The organism is Alphaproteobacteria bacterium, from assembly GCA_033762625.1.
In the GTDB taxonomy this organism is placed as follows: domain Bacteria; phylum Pseudomonadota; class Alphaproteobacteria; order UBA9219; family RGZA01; genus RGZA01.
This window is the reverse complement of record JANRLI010000001.1, coordinates 1-23335: the sequence shown is the minus strand read 5'-3', so window position 1 is coordinate 23335 and position 23335 is coordinate 1. Positions and strand designations below refer to the sequence as shown.

Genomic DNA, 23335 nt, shown 5'->3' with positions numbered 1-23335 from the left:
CATGCCGATTACACGTTCCGACCAATCAATTTTAGGCCGCTGGTGGTGGACGGTAGATCATCTGACGCTTGGCGCTATCGCCATCCTTTTGATTGTTGGCGTGTTGCTTATTCAGGCGGCATCTCCGCCCGTTGCCATGCGCATCGGACAGGACAGTTATTATTTTGTCGAGCGACACTTGTTCCAGTTGTTGCTTGGTGTCGTTTTAATGGTGGGCTTATCGCTGTTATCGCCATCGCAAATCCGCATGGTGGCGTTAGTGGTTGGCGTGGTTGCATTTGCACTGGTCATCGCAACGCATTTCTGGGGCGTTGAAATCAAAGGCGCGAAACGCTGGATCCATTTGCCGGGGCTTTCTATCCAGCCATCGGAATTTATGAAGCCGTGCTTTATTATTTTGTCGGCGCGGCTATTTTCGCGCCGCCTTGAAACGCAAAACTTCCCAGGTTTTGTGCTTGCAATCATTTTATACATCATCGTTGCTTCTGGATTGCTGATGCAACCTGATATGGGTATGACGTTCCTGATTTCAATTGTGTGGGCAACGCAGTTTTTTCTGGCGGGCATGCCATTCTTTCTGATGCTTGGCTTTATCGGGCTTGGCGCGACGGGAATTCTGGCGGCGTATTTCTTTTTCCCGCATGTGACCTCGCGCGTGGACCGTTTCTTAAATCCTGATGCTGGTGATAATTACCAAATCCAGAAATCGCTGGAGGCATTTCATAATGGCGGTTGGCTTGGTGTTGGCCCTGGCGAGGGGCAAATCAAAATGACCATTCCCGATGCCCATGCGGACTTCATCTTTTCGGTAGCGGGCGAAGAATTCGGGTTAATTAGCTGCGTTATTATCGTTGCGTTATTTGCCTTTATCATCCTGCGCGGCTTCTGGCGGCTGCGCCACGAAAATAATTTCTTTATATTCCTTAGTGTTGCGGGCTTGCTTACCGAATTCGGATTGCAGGCGGTTATCAATATGGGTTCATCCCTGCATCTGTTACCCACAAAAGGAATGACCTTACCGTTTATTTCCTATGGCGGTTCATCGCTTCTTGCACTATCTCTGTCTGCGGGTATGCTTTTATCTTTGACACGAAAACATTACGGCCAGAATACTTAAAGTGAACACGTAACATGAATAGCAACAATTCCAGCTTTCCATTAGTGATGCTTGCAGCGGGCGGAACAGGCGGACATATTTTTCCTGCCGAAGCATTGGCGCGCGAATTGCTGAAACGGAATGTGAATGTATGCCTGGTAACCGATAAGCGCGGAGGCCAGTTCAGTGCAGACATGCTGGATGTGCCCGTGCTGCGTATTCATGCAGCGGGCTTAGGAAGTAGTTTTTTAGGCAAAATACGCGGTGTATTGGAAATGAGCATCGGCGCAATTCAGGCCGTGATGGCCATTCGCAAACACAAGCCATCCCTTGTCGTCGGCTTTGGTGGATACCCGTCTGTTCCAACCGTATTTGCAGCATCACGCTGCGGCGTGCCGATTATGCTGCATGAACAAAATGCGGTTGTGGGCCGCGCCAACAAGATTTTAAGCCATTTGGCGCAAACGATTGCGACATCATTCCCGAATGTAAAGGGGCTTGAAAACAACAAAACCCGGATTGCATTAACAGGCAACCCTGTACGCCCTGCCATTCGCGCACTGTATGATGCGCCCTACCCTGCGGTTTCCGAAACAGGTACACTTACATTACTGGTGTTGGGTGGAAGCCTTGGCGCGACGATTTTCAGTGATGTTGTTCCAAAAGCCGTGATGCGCTTACCAGAACCCTTGCGCAAGCGTCTTATCATCCACCAGCAATGCCGCAAGGATGATTTGGAAAAAGTTCGCGCAGCCTATGGCGAAAATGGTATTCATGTAGAACTTGCCACCTTCTTTCACGATGTGCCGGAACGGTTAGCGAATTGCCACCTTGCTATCTGTCGTTCGGGCGCATCTACTGTTTCGGAGCTCGCGGTTGCAGGCCGCCCTGCTATTCTTGTTCCATACCCCCACGCCTTAACAGGTGAACAGAAAGCCAATGCCGAAGCGCTCGCCGAAACGGGCGGTGCCTGGCTTATCCCGCAATCTGCGTTTACGCCCGAAGCTTTAGCGGTACGCCTTGAATCACTGCTTACCCTGCCCGCCACGTTAATAAAGACGGCAGCAGCCACCAAAAATATGGCAAAAGTGGATGCAGCCAGCAAATTGGCGGATTTAGCGTGCGAGATGATTGGCCTCTCGCATGATGGCCAAAAAGCAGGCTATAATGAGGGCGGAACAGAAAAGACCCTTGCAGCCTAACATTACGCTTAAGCCGAACCATTAGATGAACACCGTTTTACCATTTCATAACAAGACACGCATTCCGCTTGAGGTTGGCGCGATCCATTTCGTAGGCATCGGCGGTATTGGCATGAGCGGGATTGCCGAAATCCTCCACCATCTTGGCTATACGGTGCAAGGCAGCGACGCGGCAGAGAATGCGAATGTCAAACGCCTGCGGATGAGCGGCATTAAAATTTTCACCGCCCATGATGCAAGCAATTTGGGTGATGCGACCGTGGTTGTTATCTCATCCGCGATTAAAAAAGATAATGCAGAATTAATCGCCGCTCGTGAAAAACATATTCCGATTGTGCGCCGCGCTGAAATGCTGGGCGAGCTTATGCGCCTTAAATGGGCGATCGCGATTGGCGGCACGCATGGCAAAACTACGACCACATCATTGGTCGGTGCGATGCTGGAAACCGCCGGAAAAGACCCCACCGTCATCAATGGCGGCATTATCAATGCCTATGGCACGAATGCGCGTTTGGGCGATGGCGAATGGATGGTGGTGGAAAGTGACGAGTCTGACGGTTCTTTCACCAAACTGCCTGCCACCGTTGCCGTTGTTACCAATATTGATCCTGAGCATATGGAGCATTACGGCAGTTTCGATGCGGTGCGCAAAGCATACGACACGTTTGTGAGTAATATTCCGTTCTATGGTTTTGCGGTGCTATGCACCGACCATCCCGAAGTTCAGGCGATGATCCCGCGCGTATCTGACCGCCGTTTGATTACCTATGGAACCAATGCGCAAGCCGATGTGCGCGCAAGCAATATTGAAACCGGCGCATTCGGTGCGCGCTTTGATGTGATATTCAATGATAATTTACTTGGCCCGAAATACGGCACATCGGAAACCGTGACCGGTATTGATTTGCCGATGTACGGACAGCACAATATTTTGAATGCGCTGGCAGCAATCGCTGTTGGCAGAGCGCTGGGCATCGCAACGCCGGTGATGCGCGAAGCATTGGCAAAGTTTAGCGGTGTAAAACGCCGTTTCACCAAAATTGGTGTGGTCAACAACATCACTGTTATCGACGATTACGGCCATCACCCCGTTGAAATTGCCGCAGTACTATCGGCAGCAAAAACCGCGCGTGGCGGCACTGGGCGAACCATCGCTGTTGTGCAGCCGCATCGTTACACACGCTTGCAATCGTTATTCAATGAATTCTGCACCTGCTTTAACGAAGCAGATACGGTGATCGTTGCCGATGTGTATGCGGCGGGCGAACAACCAATTGACGGATTTGACCGCGATGCATTAGTGGAAGGGTTACGTAAGCATGGCCACCGACATGTGCATGCGCTCGCATCCGCTGATGTATTACCCAATTTAATTGCTGACCTTGCCAATCCGAATGATCTGGTTGTTTGTCTTGGCGCAGGCAACATCACCAGCTGGGCGCAACAATTGCCGCAGGCGCTCGAAGCTATCTATAGTACCGCGCCGAAGAAAACGGCCAAGCAGACATGAGTGTGGTGTTGCCGGATGTGCGCGGCGCCATCATCAAGGATGCGCCACTCAAAGACACCACGTGGTTCAAGGTTGGCGGCAATGCGGATTATTTATTCAAGCCCGCCGATGAAGCCGACCTTGCGCAGTTTTTAAAGAACCTGTCGCCACTTATTCCGGTGACCATCCTTGGCCTTGCATCAAACGTCATTGTGCGCGATGGCGGTATTGCAGGCGTGGTTATCCGCCTTGGACAGGAATTCAAGAAAATTACTGTTGCTGGTGATGTGATTACCGCTGGCGCAGCCGCTGTTGATTTACAAGTTGCCAAAGCGGCCGAGAAAGCCGGTTTAACCGGTGTAGAATTTATGAGCGGTATTCCCGGCAGCGTTGGCGGCGGGTTGTTTATGAATGCCGGTGCGTATGGCAGTGAATTCAAGGATGTGGTGATTGATGCACGGCTGATGGATAGAAATGGTAATATAAAGATGCTTTCCAATGCCGAGCTTGGCTTTAGCTACCGTCATTCCGAAACGCCGGAAGGCCATATTTTTCTTTCCGCCCGTTTCCAAACCAAGGCAGGCGATGCAGCCGCGATTACCGCCAAAATGGCAGACATTCAAAACAGCCGTCAAAGCAGCCAACCCATTCGCAGTTATACGGGCGGCTCCACCTTTGCCAACCCTGCTGGACAAAAGGCATGGCAATTAATAGATGCGGCGGGATGCCGCGGATTAACGATTGGCGGGGCACAGGTTTCGAATCAGCATTGTAATTTTTTAATAAACACGGGCGAAGCTTCTGCGCATGATTTAGAATTGCTGGGCGAAACAGTTCGCGAACGCGTTGCCAAACAAAGCGGCGTTGAATTGCGTTGGGAAATAAAACGGTTAGGGAAGAAATGAGCATCACGCCAAAAAAAATTGCGGTTTTGCTGGGCGGCTGGTCGGCTGAACGCGAAGTATCATTGACCGGCGGCGCATTGGTCGTGGAAGCCTTAAAGGGACTTGGACATCAGGTGGTTGCGATCGATGTGCAGCGTGATCTAGTTGGATTATTGCAATCCATTTTGCAGCAACCGATGGGCAAACCGGATGTGATTTTCAACGCATTACATGGACGCGGCGGTGAAGATGGCTGCATTCAAGGTGTGTTGGAATTTCTTGGCATTCCCTATACGCATTCCGGTGTGTTGTGCTCCGCGATGTGTATGGATAAACCCACCGCTAAAAAGATTGTTTCCGCCTACGGCGTGCGTTGCCCCGAAGGTAAAGTGATGACGCGGGAAGAAATTTTAAGGGATGGTTTTCCATTTGAAGCGCCGTTTGTTATTAAACCGACCAATGAAGGCTCCAGCGTTGGCGTGCATATTGTTCGCAAGGGCGAGAATTTTGATGTAGCACGTGAAGGCTGGGTCTATGGTCATGAAGTGCTTGTGGAACGCTATATTCCCGGCCGCGAATTGACCGTTGGTTTAATCGGCGGCAAGGCCATGATGGTTACGGAAATAAAATTCACATCCGATTTTTATGATTACACCGTGAAATATACGGCTGGGCATGCAACGCATGATTGCCCTGCGCATATTCCATTAGCGGTTGAAAAAGAAGCGATGCGCATAGCGGAAGTTGCCTATACCGCACTGGGCTGTTCGGGCGTTGCGCGGATTGATTTGCGTTTTGATGAATCGCGCCCTGAAGCTGAAAGTCTTTATTTCCTTGAAATGAATAATCAGCCGGGATTTACCCCGCTGTCACTCGTTCCCGAACAAGCTGCTGCAAAAGGCATGTCTTATGCGCAACTTTGTCAATGGATTATCGAACATCCGCATCAACCTGATTAGTTATGTCTGATTTGAAGCATGAAACGTAAAGTTATCATCCGCCGCTCAAAACCAAGACCTGCACCGCGTTCTGCTGAAATGGTGTGGAACTGGCGCACGACTTTGCTTTCCTGCGTTATCTTCGTTCTTGTTGGCGTATTGGGTTGCGGGTTGGTGTTGTGGCGTCAGGGCTGGTTTCAAAAACAAGCGGAGTTACTGACGGCGAATGGTTTGGAAATGACGCGCAAGGCCGGCTTTGCCGTTGAAGACATTCTGGTCGAAGGACGCAATCAAACCGATAAAGACCAGATTGTCAGCGTTCTGCAAGTTGAAAAGGGCTCTCCCATTCTTGCGTTCAACCCGCATGATGCACTTAAACGCCTAGGTGAAATCTCGTGGGTGAAAAGTGGTATTGTGGAACGCCGTTTGCCTTCCACCATTTTTGTGCGGCTTTATGAACGCGAACCGATTGCGATTTGGCAGAACAAGCAAATTATCAAGCTCATTGACCGCGAGGGCCATGAACTGCGCGATATCGGCAAAGATGAAACGCCTAGCCTGCCATTGGTTGTGGGGGAAGGCGCGAATACCCATGCGGCGGATTTGATTGCGCAGTTATTGCGTTATCAATCTATCCTTACGCCGTTGCGCGCGGCGGTGCGCGTTTCGAACCGCCGATGGGATTTGCATATGAATAATAATATTGTTGTAAAACTGCCCGAAGAAAAAGTTGGCGCGGCGTTGGAACGTCTGAACAAGGCGATGAGCGAGCAGCAAATCATGGAGCGAAGCATAATTGCAGTGGATTTGCGCCTGCCCGACCGTATGATTATTGAAACCAACGACCCGATTGAACCACCCAAAAATCAAAAGTCAGCCCCAAAGATATAGCAGACAACGCAGGGTAAAAAAACATGACCAATGATAATTCAGCCACCCGCAAACGCTCCAACGGCAAAGGGGATATTTTGGCCGCGCTGGACATTGGCTCGAGCAAAATCTGCTGTTTCATCGCGCGCACCACGGCCGAAGGCGGTACACGGGTTATCGGTATCGGCCATCATATTTCCCAAGGCGTAAAAGGTGGCAACATCGTGGATGTGGAAGCCGCACAAAATGCGATAAACGCAACATTGGATAACGCCGAAGAAGTTGCCGGCGAAAAAATCAGCCGCGTGATTGTAAATTTTTCCGGTGGAAAACTAGTTTCACATCACGCCGATATTCACATCAATCTGAATGGCCGCGAAGCCAGCGATTATGATATTGAACGCGCACTGGCAATCGGCCAGCAGGAAAGTCTGCCGGAAGGATCGGAGCTTATTCATCTTGTTCCCACTGATTTTTCAATTGATGGACAAAACGGCATCCGTGACCCGCGCGGTATGATTGGCGATAATTTGAATGCCAAGCTGCATATGGTGTCGGCGCATTATGCACCTATCCGTACCCTGCTCTCTGCCCTACAACGCTGTCATTTACAGGTCGAGCATGTGGTGGTTTCACCTTTTGCCAGTGGCCTTGCCTGCCTTGTGGATGATGAAATGGAATTGGGCGCGACGCTGATTGATATGGGCGGCGGCACAACCACCTTTGCCCTATTCAATGACAAGCAAATGGTGCATGCCGATAGTATTCCGATTGGCGGCATGCATGTCACCAATGATATTGCGCGCGGGTTAACAACGCCCGTCAATCATGCGGAGCGTTTAAAAACATTATTCGGCAATGCACTTTCCAGCTCATCCGATGAACGCGAGATGATTGATGTGCCACAGGTCGGCGAAGAAGCACCCGAACATGCCAACCACATTCCAAAATCCCATCTTATCCGGATTATCGGGCCACGCCTTGAAGAAACATTTGAACATCTGCGCGACCGTTTGAAGGCGGCAGAAGGCAGCGTTGCGATAAACCGCCGCGTTGTTTTAACGGGCGGCGCATGTCAATTACCGGGCATTCGTGAAATGGCGCAGCGCATTCTGGATAAGCAAGTACGCATTGGCCGCCCCTATCGTTTGCAAGGTCTAAGCGATAATGCGTCAGGCCCTGCCTTTGCGACGATTGCGGGATTACTTGCATACACCACCAACCCCATCGCCGGCATGCCGCGCTTTGGTCAGGATTTGAGCGCGAGCCAAGGGTTCTTTGACCGCATTGGTGGCTGGCTGCGCAACGCGATTTAAGCAGTGATATTCAGATTGAAGCCAATCGGGGTTGTATTGCCGTGCTTATCCATGGCCCGTCTAATTTCTTCGGAAATCTTCTTTTCAATATCTGCACGCACCTTGGGCGACATGGCTGTTAAGTCGTCTTCAGTGAGGTTATGCGCACGAAGGTACTGATAGCGGATTTTGTCTGCCGCCGACATCTGGGAATATTTTACCAGCTCCTCGGCAGGATCTGTCTGGCCTTTATCCTTTTTGGCTGACGTTAAGTTAACGGTCTGGCCGACGCTTTGCCCAGGAAAATAGCTGCTTAAGCCCGAAATCGCACTGCTCATACCCGTCTCCTTCACGCACATCCATCAACGGATGCGCATAGGGATAGAAGCATATTCTGTGCCAAAACATGCCCCCGATGATCTTGCCATAAAAATACCGCCGGATGGCCAATCTATTAAGGATTTCCGCCAATCATTACGCAAATCAGTTGATTTGGCCTTGCTTCGAATCCGAGCCGCGGCTTAGCCTTCCCGATACAGATTCAAACACTTATCCAAACGCCTAATTCAACCTAGGGATTAATCACAATGATTCAAATTACAGTTCCAGAAATGCAAACCCAGCTTCGCCCACGCATCACCGTTTTTGGTGTTGGCGGCGCAGGTGGCAATGCGGTCAACAACATGATCCGCTCCAATCTGGAAGGCGTTGAATTTGTGGTTGCCAATTCCGATGCGCAGGCACTTTCCAGCAATTTATCCGAGCGTAAATTGCAGCTTGGCGTAAACCTGACACGCGGCCTTGGCGCTGGCGCGAAACCGGATGTGGGCCGCGCATCTGCTGAAGAACAAATTGATGAAATCAACGCTTACCTAGAAGGCACCAACATGGCCTTCATCACCGCCGGTATGGGCGGCGGCACGGGTACTGGCGCAGCGCCCGTGATTGCCAGAGCCGCACGCGAACATGGCATTTTGACCGTTGGCGTTGTAACCAAACCATTCCACTTTGAAGGTTCACACCGCATGCGTATGGCGGAAGCCGGTATTGCCGAATTGCAGCAATATGTGGATACGCTCATCATCATTCCAAACCAAAACCTGTTCAGAATTGCCAATGAAAAAACAACCTTTGCGGATGCATTCCGCATGGCTGACGAAGTATTGCATTCCGGCGTTCGCGGCGTGACCGATTTGATGGTTATGCCTGGTTTGATTAACCTCGACTTTGCTGATATCCGCTCCGTGATGAGTGAAATGGGCAAAGCAATGATGGGCACCGGCGAAGCAACCGGCGACAAGCGCAGCGTGAATGCAGCCGAAGCGGCAATTGCCAACCCATTACTTGATGATGTCTCCATGAAGGGGGCACGCGGTGTGCTCATCAACATCACTGGCGGGTATGACATGACCCTGTTTGAGGTTGATGAAGCAGCCAACCGCATCCGCGAAGAAGTTGACCCCGATGCAAACATCATCTTTGGTTCAACCTTTGAAGAAAAGATGGATGGCCGCATGCGCGTTTCCGTTGTGGCTACAGGTATTGATACCGCCGCTGAAATGCCGCGCAGCCAGGCAGTGGGCATGGCCGGTTTAAACACATCCAAATTCCGCGCACCCGAAGCTCCACAACAAGCGTCGTTCAATTCCGGTTTCACAGCCCCGATTGCGGCACAACAACAGGCGCAAAAGGTGCAGCCACAACAACAGGCTTCATTCTATAATCCGGCACCACAGCAACAGCAGCAACAAGCACCTGCGGCACCGCAACCTTCTTTCTCGTCACCCTTTACCTGGGGCGCGCCAAAACAACCCCAGCAGCAAACGGTAACATCGCAAAGCGCTGCGCTGGACCAATTGCTGGAACGCGCAAAGCAGGCTGAAAGCATCATGAACCAGGCAACTGCCGCTGAACAACAGCAAGCACCCCAGCCTGTTCAGCCACCAGCATCCATTTCCTTTGGTCAATCACAGCCGCAATTCCCACAGGCACAACAACCACAGCAGCAAGCTGCTTTCGTGCAGCCGAATGAAAAACAAAACACGAAGCGCAGCAGCTCGCTTTTTGCGCGCATCGCTGAGTTTGGCGGCAAGCGTGATGTGCCAGCAGCGCCCGCTGAACAAACTTCCCAATCCCCCGCTAAAGAATTGGGCGTGAATGCATCGGATCGTCCGCGTCTTTCTTCGGAAGAAGAAACGCTGGAAATCCCCGCATTCCTGCGTCGCCAATCGAATTAATCTCCATCTTTTTCTTCAAACGGCGTCGGATGTGTTCTGGCGCCGTTTTTTTGCCTTTTTTTATATCCCTGCAACTGCCATTTTATGCTTATTTCACAGATAGTTATCATTGTAATACAACGTCATAACCAGTGATTTTGGGGGCGCCCTGCCCTTTGTTACGTTCCCCTACAGAACTGTTCTAACTCTTGGATTCTTCAGTGCTGGGCGACTTGCAACCTCTCCTTCCTTCTCCCGTTTTATCGGGCACACAAAAAACGCTGGCAGCGCCGCTGTCGTGTGAAGGCGAAGGCGTGCATAACGGAAAATCGGTGCGTATCAGTATTCAACCTGCTCCCGCCAATTACGGTATCCAGTTTGAGCGCACCGATGTGAAAGACAAAACCAATATCGTTTCTGCAATCTGGAGCGGCGTGCGCGTGACCCCGCTTTGCACACAAATTTTAAACGCTGACGGCGTTGAAGTACGTACCATTGAACATCTGATGGCGGCGCTTTTTGCCAGCGGTATTGATAACGCGCATATTACCATCAACGGCGCCGAAATGCCGATTATGGATGGCAGCAGCTTGCCTTTCCTGCATATGATTGCAAGCGTTGGGATTGTGGATTGCGGCGCAGCTCCGCGTGAATTCATCAAAATCATCAAGCCGATTGAAGCCAAGCACGGCGATGCGTATGCACGTTTATTGCCCGCAGCAACACCGCGCTTTAGCGTAACCGTTGCCTACCCGCAGCATAATGTGGGTGAACAACAAGCCTATTTTGATTTTGAGGACGGCAATTTCATTAAGGATATTGCAAGCGCACGTACCTTTGGCTTTAAAACCGATTTGGAATATCTTCACGCCAAGGGATTGGCGCTGGGCGGAAATTTCAGTAATGCGATTTTGATTAATGCCGAAGGCAAGATCATGAACCCGGGCGGCTATCGTTCCCCCAATGAACTGGCACGCCATAAATTGCTGGACGCTGTAGGTGATGTGGCACTGGCCGGCGGAATTATTCTGGGCCACATGGAAAGTAACCGTTCAGGCCACACGCTTAACAACGCTTTGCTCCGTGCTTTATTCGCTGACCCCAGCGCCTATACCAAAGTAGAGATAAGCGAATCATTAGGCTTTGCTTCCCAGCTTTCAGAAAACACCGTTTCTGTTTAGGCGTTTTAGGCCTGATTTCAGACATCTTTTCGCACTTTTTCACGCCATCAAATTCGTCTATAAACGAGCCATGGCTCATATCAAAAAACTCTGCATTGTCCTTGCGCTTGTGTTGCTTGCATCTTGCGAAGGTACCACTGAAAAACCCTATGTCGAAAAATCGGTCGACCAGCTCTATTCGGCTGCATCCAAAGCCATGGAAGAAAAGGATTTTGCCGAAGCCGCACGGCTGTTTGACGAAGTGGAACGCCAGCATCCCTATTCCGAATGGGCATCACGTGCGCAGATTATGTCGGCGTTTTCGCATTACCAGAATTACAAATACGATGATGCGATTAATACGCTTGACCGCTTTATTCAAATCCACCCCGGCCATGCGCAAATTGCCTATGCCTATTACTTAAAGGCGCTGTGCCATTACGAACAAATCAGCGATGTGCGACGCGACCAAGGCAACACCGCAAAGGCAATGGATGAATTACGCGAAGTATCGCGCCGCTTTCCAGGGACACCGTATGCACGCGATGCGGAATTAAAAATTGGCCTTGCCAAAGACCATTTGGCGGGTAAGGAAATGGAAATTGGCAGGTATTATCTGAACCAGAAACAATATATCGCCGCGCTGGGCCGTTTCCGCCGCGTGATTGAAGATTTCCAGACCACCAGCCATGTGCCCGAAGCATTGCACCGGATTGTGGAAACATATCTGCTGATTGGCATTCCAAAAGAAGCGCAAACCGCTGCAGCGGTATTGGGGTATAACTATCCAGGCAACCGCTGGTATCAAGACAGTTACGAAGTATTGAAGGGTAAGGGCCTCTCACCACAAAAGGACGAAGCAAGCTGGATTGCAAAACAATTCAGTTCCTCAACGCCCAAGCCCGCCCCCGAACCTGCGCCGCCTGAAACGGTTAGACCCGCAGCCAAACGCGAAGTTATTCAACCAGTCTATATCCGCACCGAAACCCCAACTTCAAAAACCGAAGCCCCGAAATAGGAACGCATCGCTCCATGCTCACCCAGCTATCCATCCGCAATGTTGTGCTGATTGAAAAGCTGGAGCTTGATTGCACTCTTCCTTCTCCTGGGGGTCTGTCAGTTCTCACGGGCGAAACGGGCGCGGGAAAATCCATTTTGCTCGACAGCCTTGGGTTGGGTTTAGGCGCACGCAGTGAAGCAAGTTTGATACGCAGCGGCGCAGACCAGGCAAGCGTTAGCCTTACTTTCCAACTTCCGAAAAAGCATCCTTCCCTTGCGCTCCTTAATGAACAGGGATTGCGTGATGCGGGGAGCAGTGAACCGCTTATTCTGCGGCGCGTTATCAGCCGCGATGGGCGCAGCAAGGCGTTTATTGATGACCAACCGGTGGCCGTGAACTTACTGAAAAAAATTGGTGAGTTATTGGTGGAGGTGCATGGGCAGTTTGAAACGCATGGCCTTTTGAACCGCGAAACACATATTGGTTTTTTAGACAGCTTTGCGGGATTAGCAGGCGATTTGGCTGCGTGTGAATTGTTGTACACCGCATGGCAAGATGCAGTTGCGGCATATTATAAAACCAAGGCAGATGTGGATGCCGCGCAAAAACAGGCCGAAGATATTGCAGCCGCATTAAGTGAGCTTAAGCAATTGGCGCCGCAGGCGGGTGAAGCCGATATGCTTGCTGAAAAGCGTACACGGTTACAGAGCCACGAAAAGATTATGGATGCGCTGCAATCCGCACACCGTGATATATCGCAGGATGATAAGGGCGCGCAGCGCATGGCAGCATCGGCGCGGCGCGTATTAACGCGGGCAGCCGAAAAAGCCGGCGAACTTTTAAATCCCGCGCTTGCGCAACTGGATATCGCAGAAAATGCGCTTGCCGAAGCATCCGCCTTGCTTGAAAACCTGCTACACAGCGATGCGTTTGATGCCGCCGCGTTGGAAAAAAGCGAAGAACGGTTATTTGCCCTGCGCGCTGCCGCACGCAAATACCGTGTGAATGTCGATGACCTTGCCAAATTGCATGATGAATTGGCGGCGCAGGCCGATTTGCTGGAACATTCCGGCAAGGAACTCGGCAAATTAGAAAAAGAAATGGCGCAAAAGCGTGCAGCGTTTGAAGCGCAAGCCAAGAAACTGCATGAAGCGCGTTTGGAAGCCGCCAAAGGATTACAAAAAGCGGTGCACAAGGAATTGCCGCCACTCAAATTGGAGAATGCCCGCTTTGAGGTGAATGTAGAATTACTTCCGCTTAATGAAGCGAATGCCAAGGGGATGAGCCGCGTGACGTTTGCCGCCGCAACCAACCCCGGTATGCCCAGCGGCGCATTGCATAAGGTCGCATCGGGCGGTGAACTGGCGCGGTTTATGCTCGCGCTGCGCTTATGTTTGGCCGAAGACGCTAGCGCCACGACTTTGGTATTTGATGAAGTGGATACCGGCATTGGCGGTGCAACCGCCAGCGCAGTGGGCGAACGTCTTGCCAAGCTTGGCCATACCATTCAAACGCTGGTGGTTACGCATAGCCCGCAGGTTGCAGCGCGCGGCAATCACCATTGGCGCATTGAAAAGCAAACCGTCAAAGGCCAGATGCAAACCAGTGCCATCACCTTAACCGGCGATGCGCGGCGTGAAGAAATCGCCCGCATGCTGGCCGGTGAAAAAATTACCGAAGCGGCCCGTGCTGCCGCTGATAGTTTGTTAAATGGCGTAGAAGTATCGCCAGCCAAAAAGCGCAAAGCGTCATGAGTAAAAAAAATCCCAAAAAGCCTGTGGAGATAGAACTCACTCCACTTGAAGCCAAGGCGGAAATGCAACGTCTTGCGGATATAATTTTGCATCACGACAAATTGTATCACCAGAAAGATGCGCCGGAAATCAGCGATGGCGAATATGACGCTCTGCGTAGTGCATTTAAAAAGCTGGCTGAAAGCTATCCGCATCTTGTTCCTGCCAATAATCCTGAAAAAGCCGTTGGCGCTACGCCGTTAAGCGGGTTTAGCAAGGTTAAGCACCGCGTGCCGATGCTATCGCTTGGGAATGCGTTTGATGATGAGGACGTAACAGATTTTATCACCCGCATTCAGCGTTTTTTGAATTTAAGCACCGATACTGCGGTTGAATGCGTGGCAGAACCAAAAATTGATGGACTTTCCGCTAGTTTGTTTTATGAAAACGGCGTGTTCACGCAAGGCGCAACCAGAGGTGATGGCGAAGTTGGCGAAGACATTACGCAAAATTTAAGTACGATTAAGGATATTCCCAAAAAATTATCGGGCAAATTTCCTGCAACAATCGAAATTCGCGGCGAAGTTTATATGGAGCGCGGCGATTTTCTTAAAATGAATGAAAAGCAGATTGCGGAGGGCAAACCCACCTTTGCAAACCCGCGCAATGCGGCAGCAGGAAGCCTTCGCCAACTTGATCCAAACATAACGGCCACGCGCCCGCTTAAATTCTTTGCTTATTCGTTGGGTTATAGTGATGGGCGGATAGTAAATAGCCAGCAGGAATTACGCGGTGCCCTTAAAAACTGGGGCTTTGCGCTTAATGAACCCTCACAAGTATGTAAAAGCGCAGCAGATATGATTGCGTATCATGCCAAGATTGCGCAGATGCGTTCTACCCTGCCCTTCGATTTGGACGGCGTGGTTTACAAAATAAATGATTTTGATTTGCAGGAACGTCTTGGGTTTGTTTCCCGTTCCCCGCGCTGGGCGATTGCGCACAAGTTTTCTGCCGAGGAAGCCGAAACAACCCTTAACGATATTATTATTCAAGTGGGTCGCACCGGCGCCCTTACGCCCGTTGCAGAACTGGAGCCTGTGAACGTGGGCGGCGTGATGGTATCGCGCGCAACCCTGCATAATGAAGATGAAATACAACGCAAAGATATCCGCGTGGGCGACCGTGTAATTATCCGGCGCGCGGGAGATGTGATCCCGCAGATTGTCAGCGTGAAGCTGGATGCACGCCCAAAAAATAGCAGCGCATATGTGTTTCCTGATACCTGCCCGGTGTGTAACAGCCCGGCCATTCGCCCTGAGGGTGAGGCTGTACGCCGTTGCACGGGCGGCTTTACGTGCAATGCACAGGCAATCGAACGTCTTATCCATTTCGCCAGCCGCGATGCGTTGGATATTGAAGGACTGGGCGACAAATCGCTGCGCGATTTCTGGGATGAGGGCTTAATCAAGGTTCCAGCAGATATTTTTACGCTTGAATCGCGTGATAAAGACAAGGCGCTGGAAAAACGCGAAGGCTGGGGCAAAAAATCGGTTCAAAAACTGTTTGATGCGATTAACGCCAAACGCACCGTTCCGCTTGACCGGTTTATCTTCGCGCTTGGTATCCGTCAGATTGGCGAAACCACCGCCAAATTACTGGCACGTAATTATGGGTCTTGGAAAAATCTTAGTGAGCAAATGATTGAAGCAGCAGACCATGATAGCATCGCATACCGTGATTTTGTTGCGCTGGATGGTATTGGCAAGGTGATGGCGGATGATTTAATCGGCTTTTTTGCAGATAAGCATAACCAGAAAATTATCCGTGATTTATTGGACGAAGTAACAGTTGAGGATTTTGTACGCGTCGCCAGCGCAGCCACAGCGCTAACAGGAAAAACCATTGTGTTTACAGGCACCTTGCAGACGATGGGCCGTAATGAGGCAAAAGCCAAAGCTGAAAAGCTTGGCGCGCATGTAGCAGGCAGCGTTTCATCAAAAACCGATTACGTGGTGGTTGGCGCAGATGCGGGTAGCAAGGCCGATAAAGCGCGCGCACTAGGCGTCACCGTACTAGACGAAGCCGAATGGCTTAAGATGGCTGGGCTATAGGATATAAATCAAAGTGGCGCGGTCGCGGCTTTAAGCCACGCTTTTTCTTGCTCGTTCATATTTGGCGCATGGGTATTAAACACGGTTGCATGATAGGTATTGAGCCATGTTTTTTCTGATGCGGTGAGCAGCGAAGCATCCACCAAGTTCAGATCGATTGGCGCAAGGGTCAGCGTTTCGAATTCGAACATCGGCTTGCCATCAAGCGTGTTCGTGCTTTCTTTGACAAAAACCAGATTTTCAATGCGGATGCCATAGGCGCCCGTCAGGTAATACCCAGGTTCATTCGATATCACCATTCCTGCTCGAAGTGGCACGGTGGAACGGCCAGAAATGCTTTGCGGCCCTTCATGCACGCCAAGGAAAGCCCCCACCCCATGGCCCGTGCCATGATCATAGTCAAGTCCTGCGGCCCATAAGTGCTGACGCGCGAGTATATCAAGTTGCCCGCCATGTGTGCCTTGCGGGAATACCGCCTGAGCTAAACCAATATGGCCTTTGAGCACCAGCGTGAAATGCGTTTTCATCTGCGGTGATGGCGTGCCAATTGCCAGCGTGCGCGTAACGTCGGTTGTTCCATCAAAATATTGGCCACCACTATCTATCAGGTAGAGTTCGCCCGCATTTAGACCGCGATTGCTTTCTTTAGTAGCGCGGTAATGCACAATAGCCCCGTGCGGGCCCGCGCCGGAAATGGATGGAAAGCTAGGGTAGATAAAGCCAGATGCAGTTTTGCGAAATTCCAGCAATTTATCTTCGGCAGCGATTTCAGTGACACTGCCAGGCTTTTGCGCTGCAAGCCAACATAAAAATTTGGTAAGCGCCAAGCCATCGCGGATATGCGCGGCCTTGATACCCGATAGTTCATCCTTGTTCTTGCAGGCTTTTGGTAAATCGCACAAATCAATCCCTGCATCAACACTTGCCCCTGCATCATCAAGCATATCAAGAATACGCGACGGTGTTTCCTGCGCATCAACCCGGACCTTGGCTTTTTTAGCGCCCAGTTGTTTTAGCGCACTAGCGAAATCATCCGGCGTTTGAATGGTAGCATCAGCAGATAGAATGTTGCGTGTTTCCGGTTTGAGCTTGGCTGGATTTACAAACCAGTCCACACTGCCCGTGTTGTATAAAATAGCGTAACTTAGTGGTAATGGTGTTGCCTCTACATCCGCGCCACGCACGTTTAAAAGCCACGCAATTGATGGCGGCGATGTAAGCGCCATGGCATCAAGGCCTTGCTCTTTCAATTCTTTAGCCAACCGTGTGCGTTTGGATGCGCTGGTTTCGCCTGCATATTTAATATCATGAACAAATATTTCGGTCATCGGTGCAGCGGGTTTATTCTGCCACACCAGATCAATCAGGTTTTTATCTACGCAAATCAACTTGGCTTTGTTTTTGGTCAACACTGCCTTGATTTTTTCGATGCTGGCGCGTGTGTGCAACCACGGGTCATAAGCAATCCGATCGCCTTCCTTAACATGTTGCGCCAGATATTCATGGAGCGGATTTTTAGTGAGGTGACGCAATTCGTAGTATTGATTTCCAACCTGTTGCTCTGCCTGAATGGTGTAACGCCCATCGGTAAAAAACGCGGCCTTGTCACGAAGCACCACCGCAAATCCGGATGAACCCGTAAACCCGGTGAGCCATGTTAGACGCTGCGCTGACGGCGGCACATATTCATTCATGTATTCATCAGCCAGGGGAACCAGAAATCCGTCAAGTTTTTCATGCACAAGCACATCGCGCAGCGCGGCGATGCGTTCAGCTTGCTGTGATTTGGTTGCGGCAAATTCCATTTTTTAATCTATCCCATCTTCTTCAAGACTAATATACACCAATTGCCAAAGCGTAAACGCCGCTTAATCACTATGCGTTGTAGCGCATAGGCATTTGCAACGCGTGCCACATCTTTATGCAGAAAACCCGCTAAAATAACGATGCCGCCGGGTTTCAAATGCCTGCGCATTTCGGGCGCAAGCCTAGCCAGCGGCCGCGCAAAAATATTACTTAAAATAACATCATAAGGCTTATGGCGTGCAATGGCGGCATGGGCAAACCCCATCGCCTTACGGTTAATTACAAACCGCGCGACGCCATTCTTGCGACAATTTTCTTGCGCGACACTGACGGAGTCCGCGTCCATATCGGTTGCAACGACACGTGTTTTAAAAAGTTTTGCCATGGCCATTGCAAGAATTGCCGAACCCGCACCTAAATCGAGCACATGCGCATCAGGCTTTATATGCAGCTCCTGCAATGCAGTTAGGCAACCAAACGTCGTTGGATGTTCGCCGGTGCCAAATGCGCAAGATGCTTCAAGTTCAACTTTGATTTTGTTAGCAGAAATAGTAGCGCGGTCTTTTTCACCGTGGATAACTACCCGCCCGATTTCAATTGGGGCGAAGCTGTCTTGGTTTGCCTTCAGCCAACCTTGCGCAGGCAGTTTTTGTAATTCATGGCGGTATGGTGCGTGGTTATTCCCGCTTGCCAGAATGGATAGCTCCATGAGGCAATTAGCCATATCGGGCTCTGCCAAATAAAGGCTTTCGGCAATCCATAACGGGTTTTCGCTGCGGTCTTCTGCGTCAGCTTTGAAGGCGGTTTGCCCTACTTCGCCTTCGGGCAAAAGCATCAACGCATCCTGAATAACCGTGTGCGGCACATAAAGCGTGAGTGACCAGACAAATTTAACAGCCATTAGAACTGACTCATCTTAAAACTGCCCGGCTAAATCTTCAGGCACAACGAAATCAGCCATGATTTTTTTGGTGCCACCCATATCAAATTCCACTTCCAGCTTTACGCCATCCACCAGCGCGACATTGCCATAGCCGAATTTTTGATGAAAGACACGGTCACCCTTGCTGAATTTACGGGAGGTTTCTTCATCAACCTCTACACGCTCGGCGCGACCTTCAATTAAATTGGCTTTTGGACGTGCGGGGTAATTGGATTTACCAAAAGCAGCTCCGCGATAAGCGGATGAATTATAGGATGTTTGGGCAAATTCTTGTGGCGACGCATCCAAATTTCTTGGGGCCCCGCGCATATTTCGAAAGCCACCTTCGGAAAAGCTGCTGCGGTTCATCGCGCTGAACATGCCGGCTTCCGCGCTGGCTTCAATATGCTGTGCGGGCAGTTCAGAAATGAAGCGTGAAGGAATAGCATTTGTCCATGAACCATAGACAAGGCGATTGGCAACGGTGCTGATCACCGCGTGCTGGCGCGCGCGGGTGAGGCCGACATAAGCCAAGCGACGCTCTTCTTCCAAACCCTTCATGCCGTTTTCTTCCAAGGAACGGCGGGATGGAAAAATTTCTTCTTCCCAACCCGGCAAAAACACCAAATCAAATTCGAGGCCTTTGGCAGCATGAAGGGTCATGATGGTTACTTGGTCTTGATCTTCCGCGCTCGCTTTTTCCATGACCAGACTGACGTGCTCCATGAAGCTTTGCAGATTATCGAATTCAGCGATGGCATTGATAAGTTCTTTCAAGTTTTCAAGGCGTGTGGGTGCATCGGGCGTTTTTTCAGCCTGCCACATGGCGATATAGCCGGATTCTTCCAGCACGCGCTCCGTTAAATCGGTATGTGGTAAATCAGGTAATTGCTGGACCCACACATCATAAGTACGAATGAAGCTTTCCAGCGTTGCGCGCATTTTGGGTTTAAATGCATCGCGATTCAGCAATTCACGCACGGCGTGCAGCATTCCAACCTTGTTTTCCCGCGCATGAACGGCAATTTGCTGCATGGTGGCGGGACCAAGACCGCGTTTTGGCACATTGATGATGCGTTCAAACGCCAAATCATCTTCCGGCACAAGCATAAGGCGTATGTACGCAATCGCATCGCGAATTTCCTGACGTTCATAGAAACGCGGGCCACCGATAACACGATAAGGCACACCGATTTTTAAAAAGCGTTCTTCAAATTCACGGGTTTGGAAACCCGCGCGCACCAACACCGCCATATTATTGAGCGGCATGCCGCGGCGCTGGAAGGATTCCAGTTCATCGCCCACAAAGCGCGCTTCGCTTTCACCGTCCCATAAGGATTGTACGCGGACCTTTGCGCCTTCGCTTGCACTCGTCCACAAGGTTTTTCCCAAGCGGTCGCGGTTATGCGCAATTAATGCCGATGCAGCGCCAAGAATATGGCCGGAAGAACGATAGTTTTCCTCCAACCGGATGATTTTTGCTCCCGGAAAATCCTGTTCGAACCGAAGAATATTGCCGATTTCTGCGCCGCGCCAGCCGTAAATCGATTGGTCTTCATCGCCCACACAGCAGATATTGCGCGCCTGTCCATCGGGGGTGAGCATCAGCAACCGCAGCCATAAATATTGCACGACGTTGGTATCTTGATACTCATCAACCAGAATATAGCGGAAGCGATGCTGATATTCTTGAAGCAAGTCGGGATGATTTTGCAGCAGCACCAGATTGTATAAAAGTAAATCGCCGAAATCACAGGCATTGAGCGTGCGCAAGCGATCTTGATAGATGGTATAGACCTTCAGATATAAGCCACTTTGCGTTACTTCGCTGGGCGGTACTTTATCAGGTGTATAGCCCCTGTCCTTCCAGCGTTCGATGACCGCAAGCACGGCGCGTGCCGGCGTTTTCTTGGTATCGACATGTTCTGCTTCCAGTATTTGTTTGATTAAACGCAATTGGTCATCAGTATCTAGAATTGTAAAATTCTGCTTCAAACCAACGCGTTCTGCATGCTTACGCAAGATGCGGGTGCACAGCGAATGGAACGTGCCCAAAAACCAGCCTTCCGTCGGTTGGCCAACGAGCGCCGAAACACGTTCCTGCAATTCGCGCGCGGCCTTATTGGTAAAAGTAACCGCCATGATTTGAAATGGGCTGGCACGGCCGCTTAGCAAAATCGCGGCAAGGCGGGTGGTGAGTACGCGGGTTTTACCTGTGCCCGCACCTGCCAACACCAATACAGGGCCATCCACCGCTTCAACGGCGGAGCGTTGCGCGGGGTTTAGCCCCGATAACATATCGACCGGGTAATTATCTTTTGAAGAAACATTTGAAGAAACAAGGGCATGCTGCATGCCCTAAAGATAGAACAAAACGCGAAAAGATACACGAAAAAAGCTATGGGGGAATTTTAGCAAGTTCCGGCTGATTTAACCTGCGGCAACTTCGGTTCCGCCATCATCCGAATCGAGGTCATCGAAGCGGTCGGCATCTTTGCCCTTCGCATCCATCAGTTTTGCCATGGTCACGCTATCCAAATCTTGCACCACCACACGGTTACGGCCCGCAGCTTTAGCCAAATACATGCCTGCATCAGCACGTTTGAGGAATTGCGAAAGCGGTTCATGCGGGTGATATTGCGCAACGCCAATTGAAACCGTGACCTGACCCAGGGTTGCATGGGTATCGCGGCGGATGATTTTCTTTTGCGATACAGACATACGCAGCGCATCCGCTACGCGTTGCGCATCCATCAATTTGGTTTGCGGCAATACAATCACAAATTCTTCGCCGCCATAACGCGCCACGCAATCTTTTCCTTTCAGGTTTTCCATAAGGGTGCGCGCCACCAGTTTTAATACCTGATCACCCACCAAATGCCCGTGGGTGTCGTTGAATTTCTTGAAATGGTCGATATCAATCATCAATACGCTGAGCGCAGATTTTTGTTCTTCCGCATCGGTTACGAGGCGTTTCAATTCATTGCTGAGATGCTTGCGATTACCAACGCCGGTTAATGAATCGGTGAGGGTTTCTTTTTGAACGCGCGTTAGATCTTCTTTCATCACGGTAATTTGCGCGGATGATTTTTCAAGCTGTTCTTGCAACTGCTGGTTTTTGGTCGCAATCGACTTGGTTTCGGTAACCACTTTATTGACAGCGGCGCGAATTTCATCAACCGATAAGGGTTTGTTCAGATGCGTTGTGAACCCGCTCAAGGTTTCGCTGAACTGTGCATTGCCTTCATTAACGGTGGAGATGACCTCCATCACACGTGCCAGTTCTTCGGAAAGCTGTTTGACGTTATTTTGCAAAACTTCTTTTTCTTTATCGGCGCCCAGATGCTTATCGTAAATAGCGCGCGCTTGATCAGCCGTAAAACCGCTGCCACGCACTGCGCCATCCACTAATTCTTTAATCTGCGGCAAACGACCGCTGACATAGGCATAGAGCAGTTCAAAATTCTGCGGCGTTGGCGGCAACCCTAAAAATTCCAGACGCAGCAAGGCCGCTTTGGAATATTCACTGGCTTTTTGAATGGAATCTTCGAACATCGATACGGCATCATTATCAAGGAATTGGAGTGCTAATTTAGCGCACAAACCCTTAAAAAAGATAAAATGGCAAATGCCTATTAACTGTTGGAGTTATCGCGTTTATAAGCACTATTTTACAAATTGTTTTGTAAGCCGAATGTAAATTTTTATTTAAAAACGCGGTTCCATGATGATTTAAGGGCATCATCCAGCTGGTTCATTTTCACATCGATTCCTAGCGCGTTGAGGGATGTCACCCCGTAACTGGAAATACCGCACGGAATAATTCCGGCAAAATGCGATAAATCAGGATTCACATTAATAGCCACACCGTGATACGCAACCCATTTGCGAATGCGCACACCAATTGCCGCAATTTTTTCTTCACGGCCATTATGCTCAACCCACAGCCCGATGCGTCCTTCGCGCTGCGCAGCTTTCACACCGAATTCCGCAAGCGCGCTGATGACCCATTGTTCAAGATTTTGCACATAAGCGCGCACATCACGCCCGCGGGCGCGCAAATCTGCCATGACATATGCAACGCGTTGGCCCGGCCCATGATAGGTATAGCGCCCACCCCTGCCGGTTGGATAAACCGGAAAACGCTGCGGCGCTAATAGCTCGGCAGCATCCGCACTGGTGCCACTGGTGTAAAGCGGCGGGTGTTCGAGTAGCCATATTTTCTCATCTGCCTTACCCGCAATCATCGCATCGACATGGGTTTCCATGGCGGCCAAGGCTTCAGGATATTCAACGGGTTTGGGGCTTAATTGCCATTCAGTCATGTTTTAAACTTTACTTTCATGCAGCTGATTAGTAAATAAACATCATAATCTTTGCATTTTTTAAAACGATATATGAACAGCGAACAGCCCTTACCAGGACTATTTATAACTGCTGACCAAACAGCAGCACTGGAAGCCATGTTTTCGGCAAACTTCGATATTGTTATTCTTCGCCATCCCAATCCGGCTGCGTTTGAAGCGGCGATGAATGCCATTTGCACTGCGCGGCCCGAACTTGTATCGCGTGATTTTGCATTCAAATCGGAACGCACGGCAACACGTAGCACA

Annotated in this window: 19 protein-coding genes; 13 read left to right on the top strand and 6 right to left on the bottom strand. The window is 50.4% G+C overall.

Going from position 1 to position 23335, the window contains the following annotated elements; translation table 11 throughout:
- The first annotated feature begins 1 nt into the window (after window position 1).
- Genes SFW65_00095 through ftsA form a run of 7 tightly spaced genes read left to right on the top strand, consistent with a single transcriptional unit; the run spans window position 2 to window position 7795 of the window.
- Window positions 2-1117, top strand: coding sequence for a putative peptidoglycan glycosyltransferase FtsW (locus SFW65_00095; protein ID MDX1921512.1), 1116 nt, complete (start codon window positions 2-4; stop codon window positions 1115-1117).
- Between the two features lie 14 nt (window positions 1118-1131).
- The gene (gene murG / locus SFW65_00090; protein MDX1921511.1) at window positions 1132-2298 is read left to right on the top strand and encodes an undecaprenyldiphospho-muramoylpentapeptide beta-N-acetylglucosaminyltransferase; all 1167 of its coding nucleotides are present in this window, start codon (window positions 1132-1134) and stop codon (window positions 2296-2298) included.
- Between the two features lie 25 nt (window positions 2299-2323).
- A complete protein-coding gene (murC, locus tag SFW65_00085) occupies window positions 2324-3808 on the top strand; it encodes a UDP-N-acetylmuramate--L-alanine ligase (GenBank protein ID MDX1921510.1) in 1485 nt (494 codons plus the stop codon).
- Window positions 3805-4692 (top strand): UDP-N-acetylmuramate dehydrogenase, encoded by an 888-nt coding sequence (gene murB / locus SFW65_00080; protein MDX1921509.1) that lies wholly within the window; start codon window positions 3805-3807, stop codon window positions 4690-4692. The genes murC and murB overlap by 4 nt, the downstream gene beginning before the upstream one ends.
- Window positions 4689-5630 (top strand): D-alanine--D-alanine ligase, encoded by a 942-nt coding sequence (locus SFW65_00075; protein ID MDX1921508.1) that lies wholly within the window; start codon window positions 4689-4691, stop codon window positions 5628-5630. Before murB ends, SFW65_00075 begins: the two co-directional genes overlap by 4 nt.
- An 18-nt stretch (window positions 5631-5648) precedes the next feature.
- On the top strand, window positions 5649-6500 hold the full coding sequence (locus tag SFW65_00070; protein ID MDX1921507.1) for a cell division protein FtsQ/DivIB: 852 nt from the start codon (window positions 5649-5651) through the stop codon (window positions 6498-6500).
- Window positions 6501-6523: 23 nt separating this feature from the next.
- Window positions 6524-7795: a cell division protein FtsA gene (gene ftsA / locus SFW65_00065; protein MDX1921506.1), complete on the top strand. Its 1272-nt coding sequence runs from the start codon at window positions 6524-6526 to the stop codon at window positions 7793-7795.
- Here the strand turns inward: ftsA and SFW65_00060 are convergent.
- The gene (locus SFW65_00060) at window positions 7792-8112 is read right to left on the bottom strand and encodes a hypothetical protein (GenBank protein MDX1921505.1); all 321 of its coding nucleotides are present in this window, start codon (window positions 8110-8112) and stop codon (window positions 7792-7794) included. The two genes, ftsA and SFW65_00060, sit on opposite strands and share 4 nt — an antisense overlap.
- 249 nt (window positions 8113-8361) lie before the next feature.
- Between SFW65_00060 and ftsZ the strand changes: the two genes are divergently transcribed.
- From ftsZ to ligA, 5 genes are all read left to right on the top strand, one after another.
- Entirely contained in the window at window positions 8362-10011 is a 1650-nt protein-coding gene (ftsZ, locus tag SFW65_00055; protein ID MDX1921504.1) for a cell division protein FtsZ, read from the top strand.
- 212 nt (window positions 10012-10223) lie between these two features.
- Window positions 10224-11171: a UDP-3-O-acyl-N-acetylglucosamine deacetylase gene (lpxC, locus tag SFW65_00050; protein MDX1921503.1), complete on the top strand. Its 948-nt coding sequence runs from the start codon at window positions 10224-10226 to the stop codon at window positions 11169-11171.
- A 70-nt stretch (window positions 11172-11241) separates the two neighbouring features.
- A complete protein-coding gene (locus tag SFW65_00045) occupies window positions 11242-12168 on the top strand; it encodes an outer membrane protein assembly factor BamD (protein ID MDX1921502.1) in 927 nt (308 codons plus the stop codon).
- Between the two features lie 14 nt (window positions 12169-12182).
- A complete protein-coding gene (recN, locus tag SFW65_00040) occupies window positions 12183-13904 on the top strand; it encodes a DNA repair protein RecN (GenBank protein MDX1921501.1) in 1722 nt (573 codons plus the stop codon).
- Window positions 13901-15994, top strand: coding sequence for an NAD-dependent DNA ligase LigA (ligA, locus tag SFW65_00035; GenBank protein ID MDX1921500.1), 2094 nt, complete (start codon window positions 13901-13903; stop codon window positions 15992-15994). Before recN ends, ligA begins: the two co-directional genes overlap by 4 nt.
- Window positions 15995-16002: 8 nt before the next feature.
- On the opposite strand, the gene SFW65_00030 is transcribed toward ligA, so the two are convergent.
- From SFW65_00030 to lipB, 5 genes are all read right to left on the bottom strand, one after another.
- The gene (locus SFW65_00030; protein ID MDX1921499.1) at window positions 16003-17799 is read right to left on the bottom strand and encodes an aminopeptidase P family protein; all 1797 of its coding nucleotides are present in this window, start codon (window positions 17797-17799) and stop codon (window positions 16003-16005) included.
- Between the two features lie 8 nt (window positions 17800-17807).
- Window positions 17808-18701 (bottom strand): 50S ribosomal protein L11 methyltransferase, encoded by an 894-nt coding sequence (locus SFW65_00025; protein ID MDX1921498.1) that lies wholly within the window; start codon window positions 18699-18701, stop codon window positions 17808-17810.
- A gap of 15 nt (window positions 18702-18716) precedes the next feature.
- On the bottom strand, window positions 18717-21077 hold the full coding sequence (locus SFW65_00020) for a UvrD-helicase domain-containing protein (protein ID MDX1921497.1): 2361 nt from the start codon (window positions 21075-21077) through the stop codon (window positions 18717-18719).
- Between the two features lie 75 nt (window positions 21078-21152).
- Window positions 21153-22277 carry a diguanylate cyclase gene (locus SFW65_00015; protein MDX1921496.1) on the bottom strand — a complete coding sequence of 375 codons (1125 nt, stop codon included), beginning with the start codon at window positions 22275-22277 and terminating at the stop codon, window positions 21153-21155.
- Between the two features lie 149 nt (window positions 22278-22426).
- Complete coding sequence (gene lipB, locus SFW65_00010; protein ID MDX1921495.1) at window positions 22427-23047, bottom strand: lipoyl(octanoyl) transferase LipB; 621 nt, start codon at window positions 23045-23047, stop codon at window positions 22427-22429.
- Between the two features lie 72 nt (window positions 23048-23119).
- Here lipB and SFW65_00005 point away from each other — a divergent pair.
- On the top strand, window positions 23120-23335 hold a 216-nt coding region (locus SFW65_00005; protein ID MDX1921494.1), incomplete at its 3' end, for a hypothetical protein.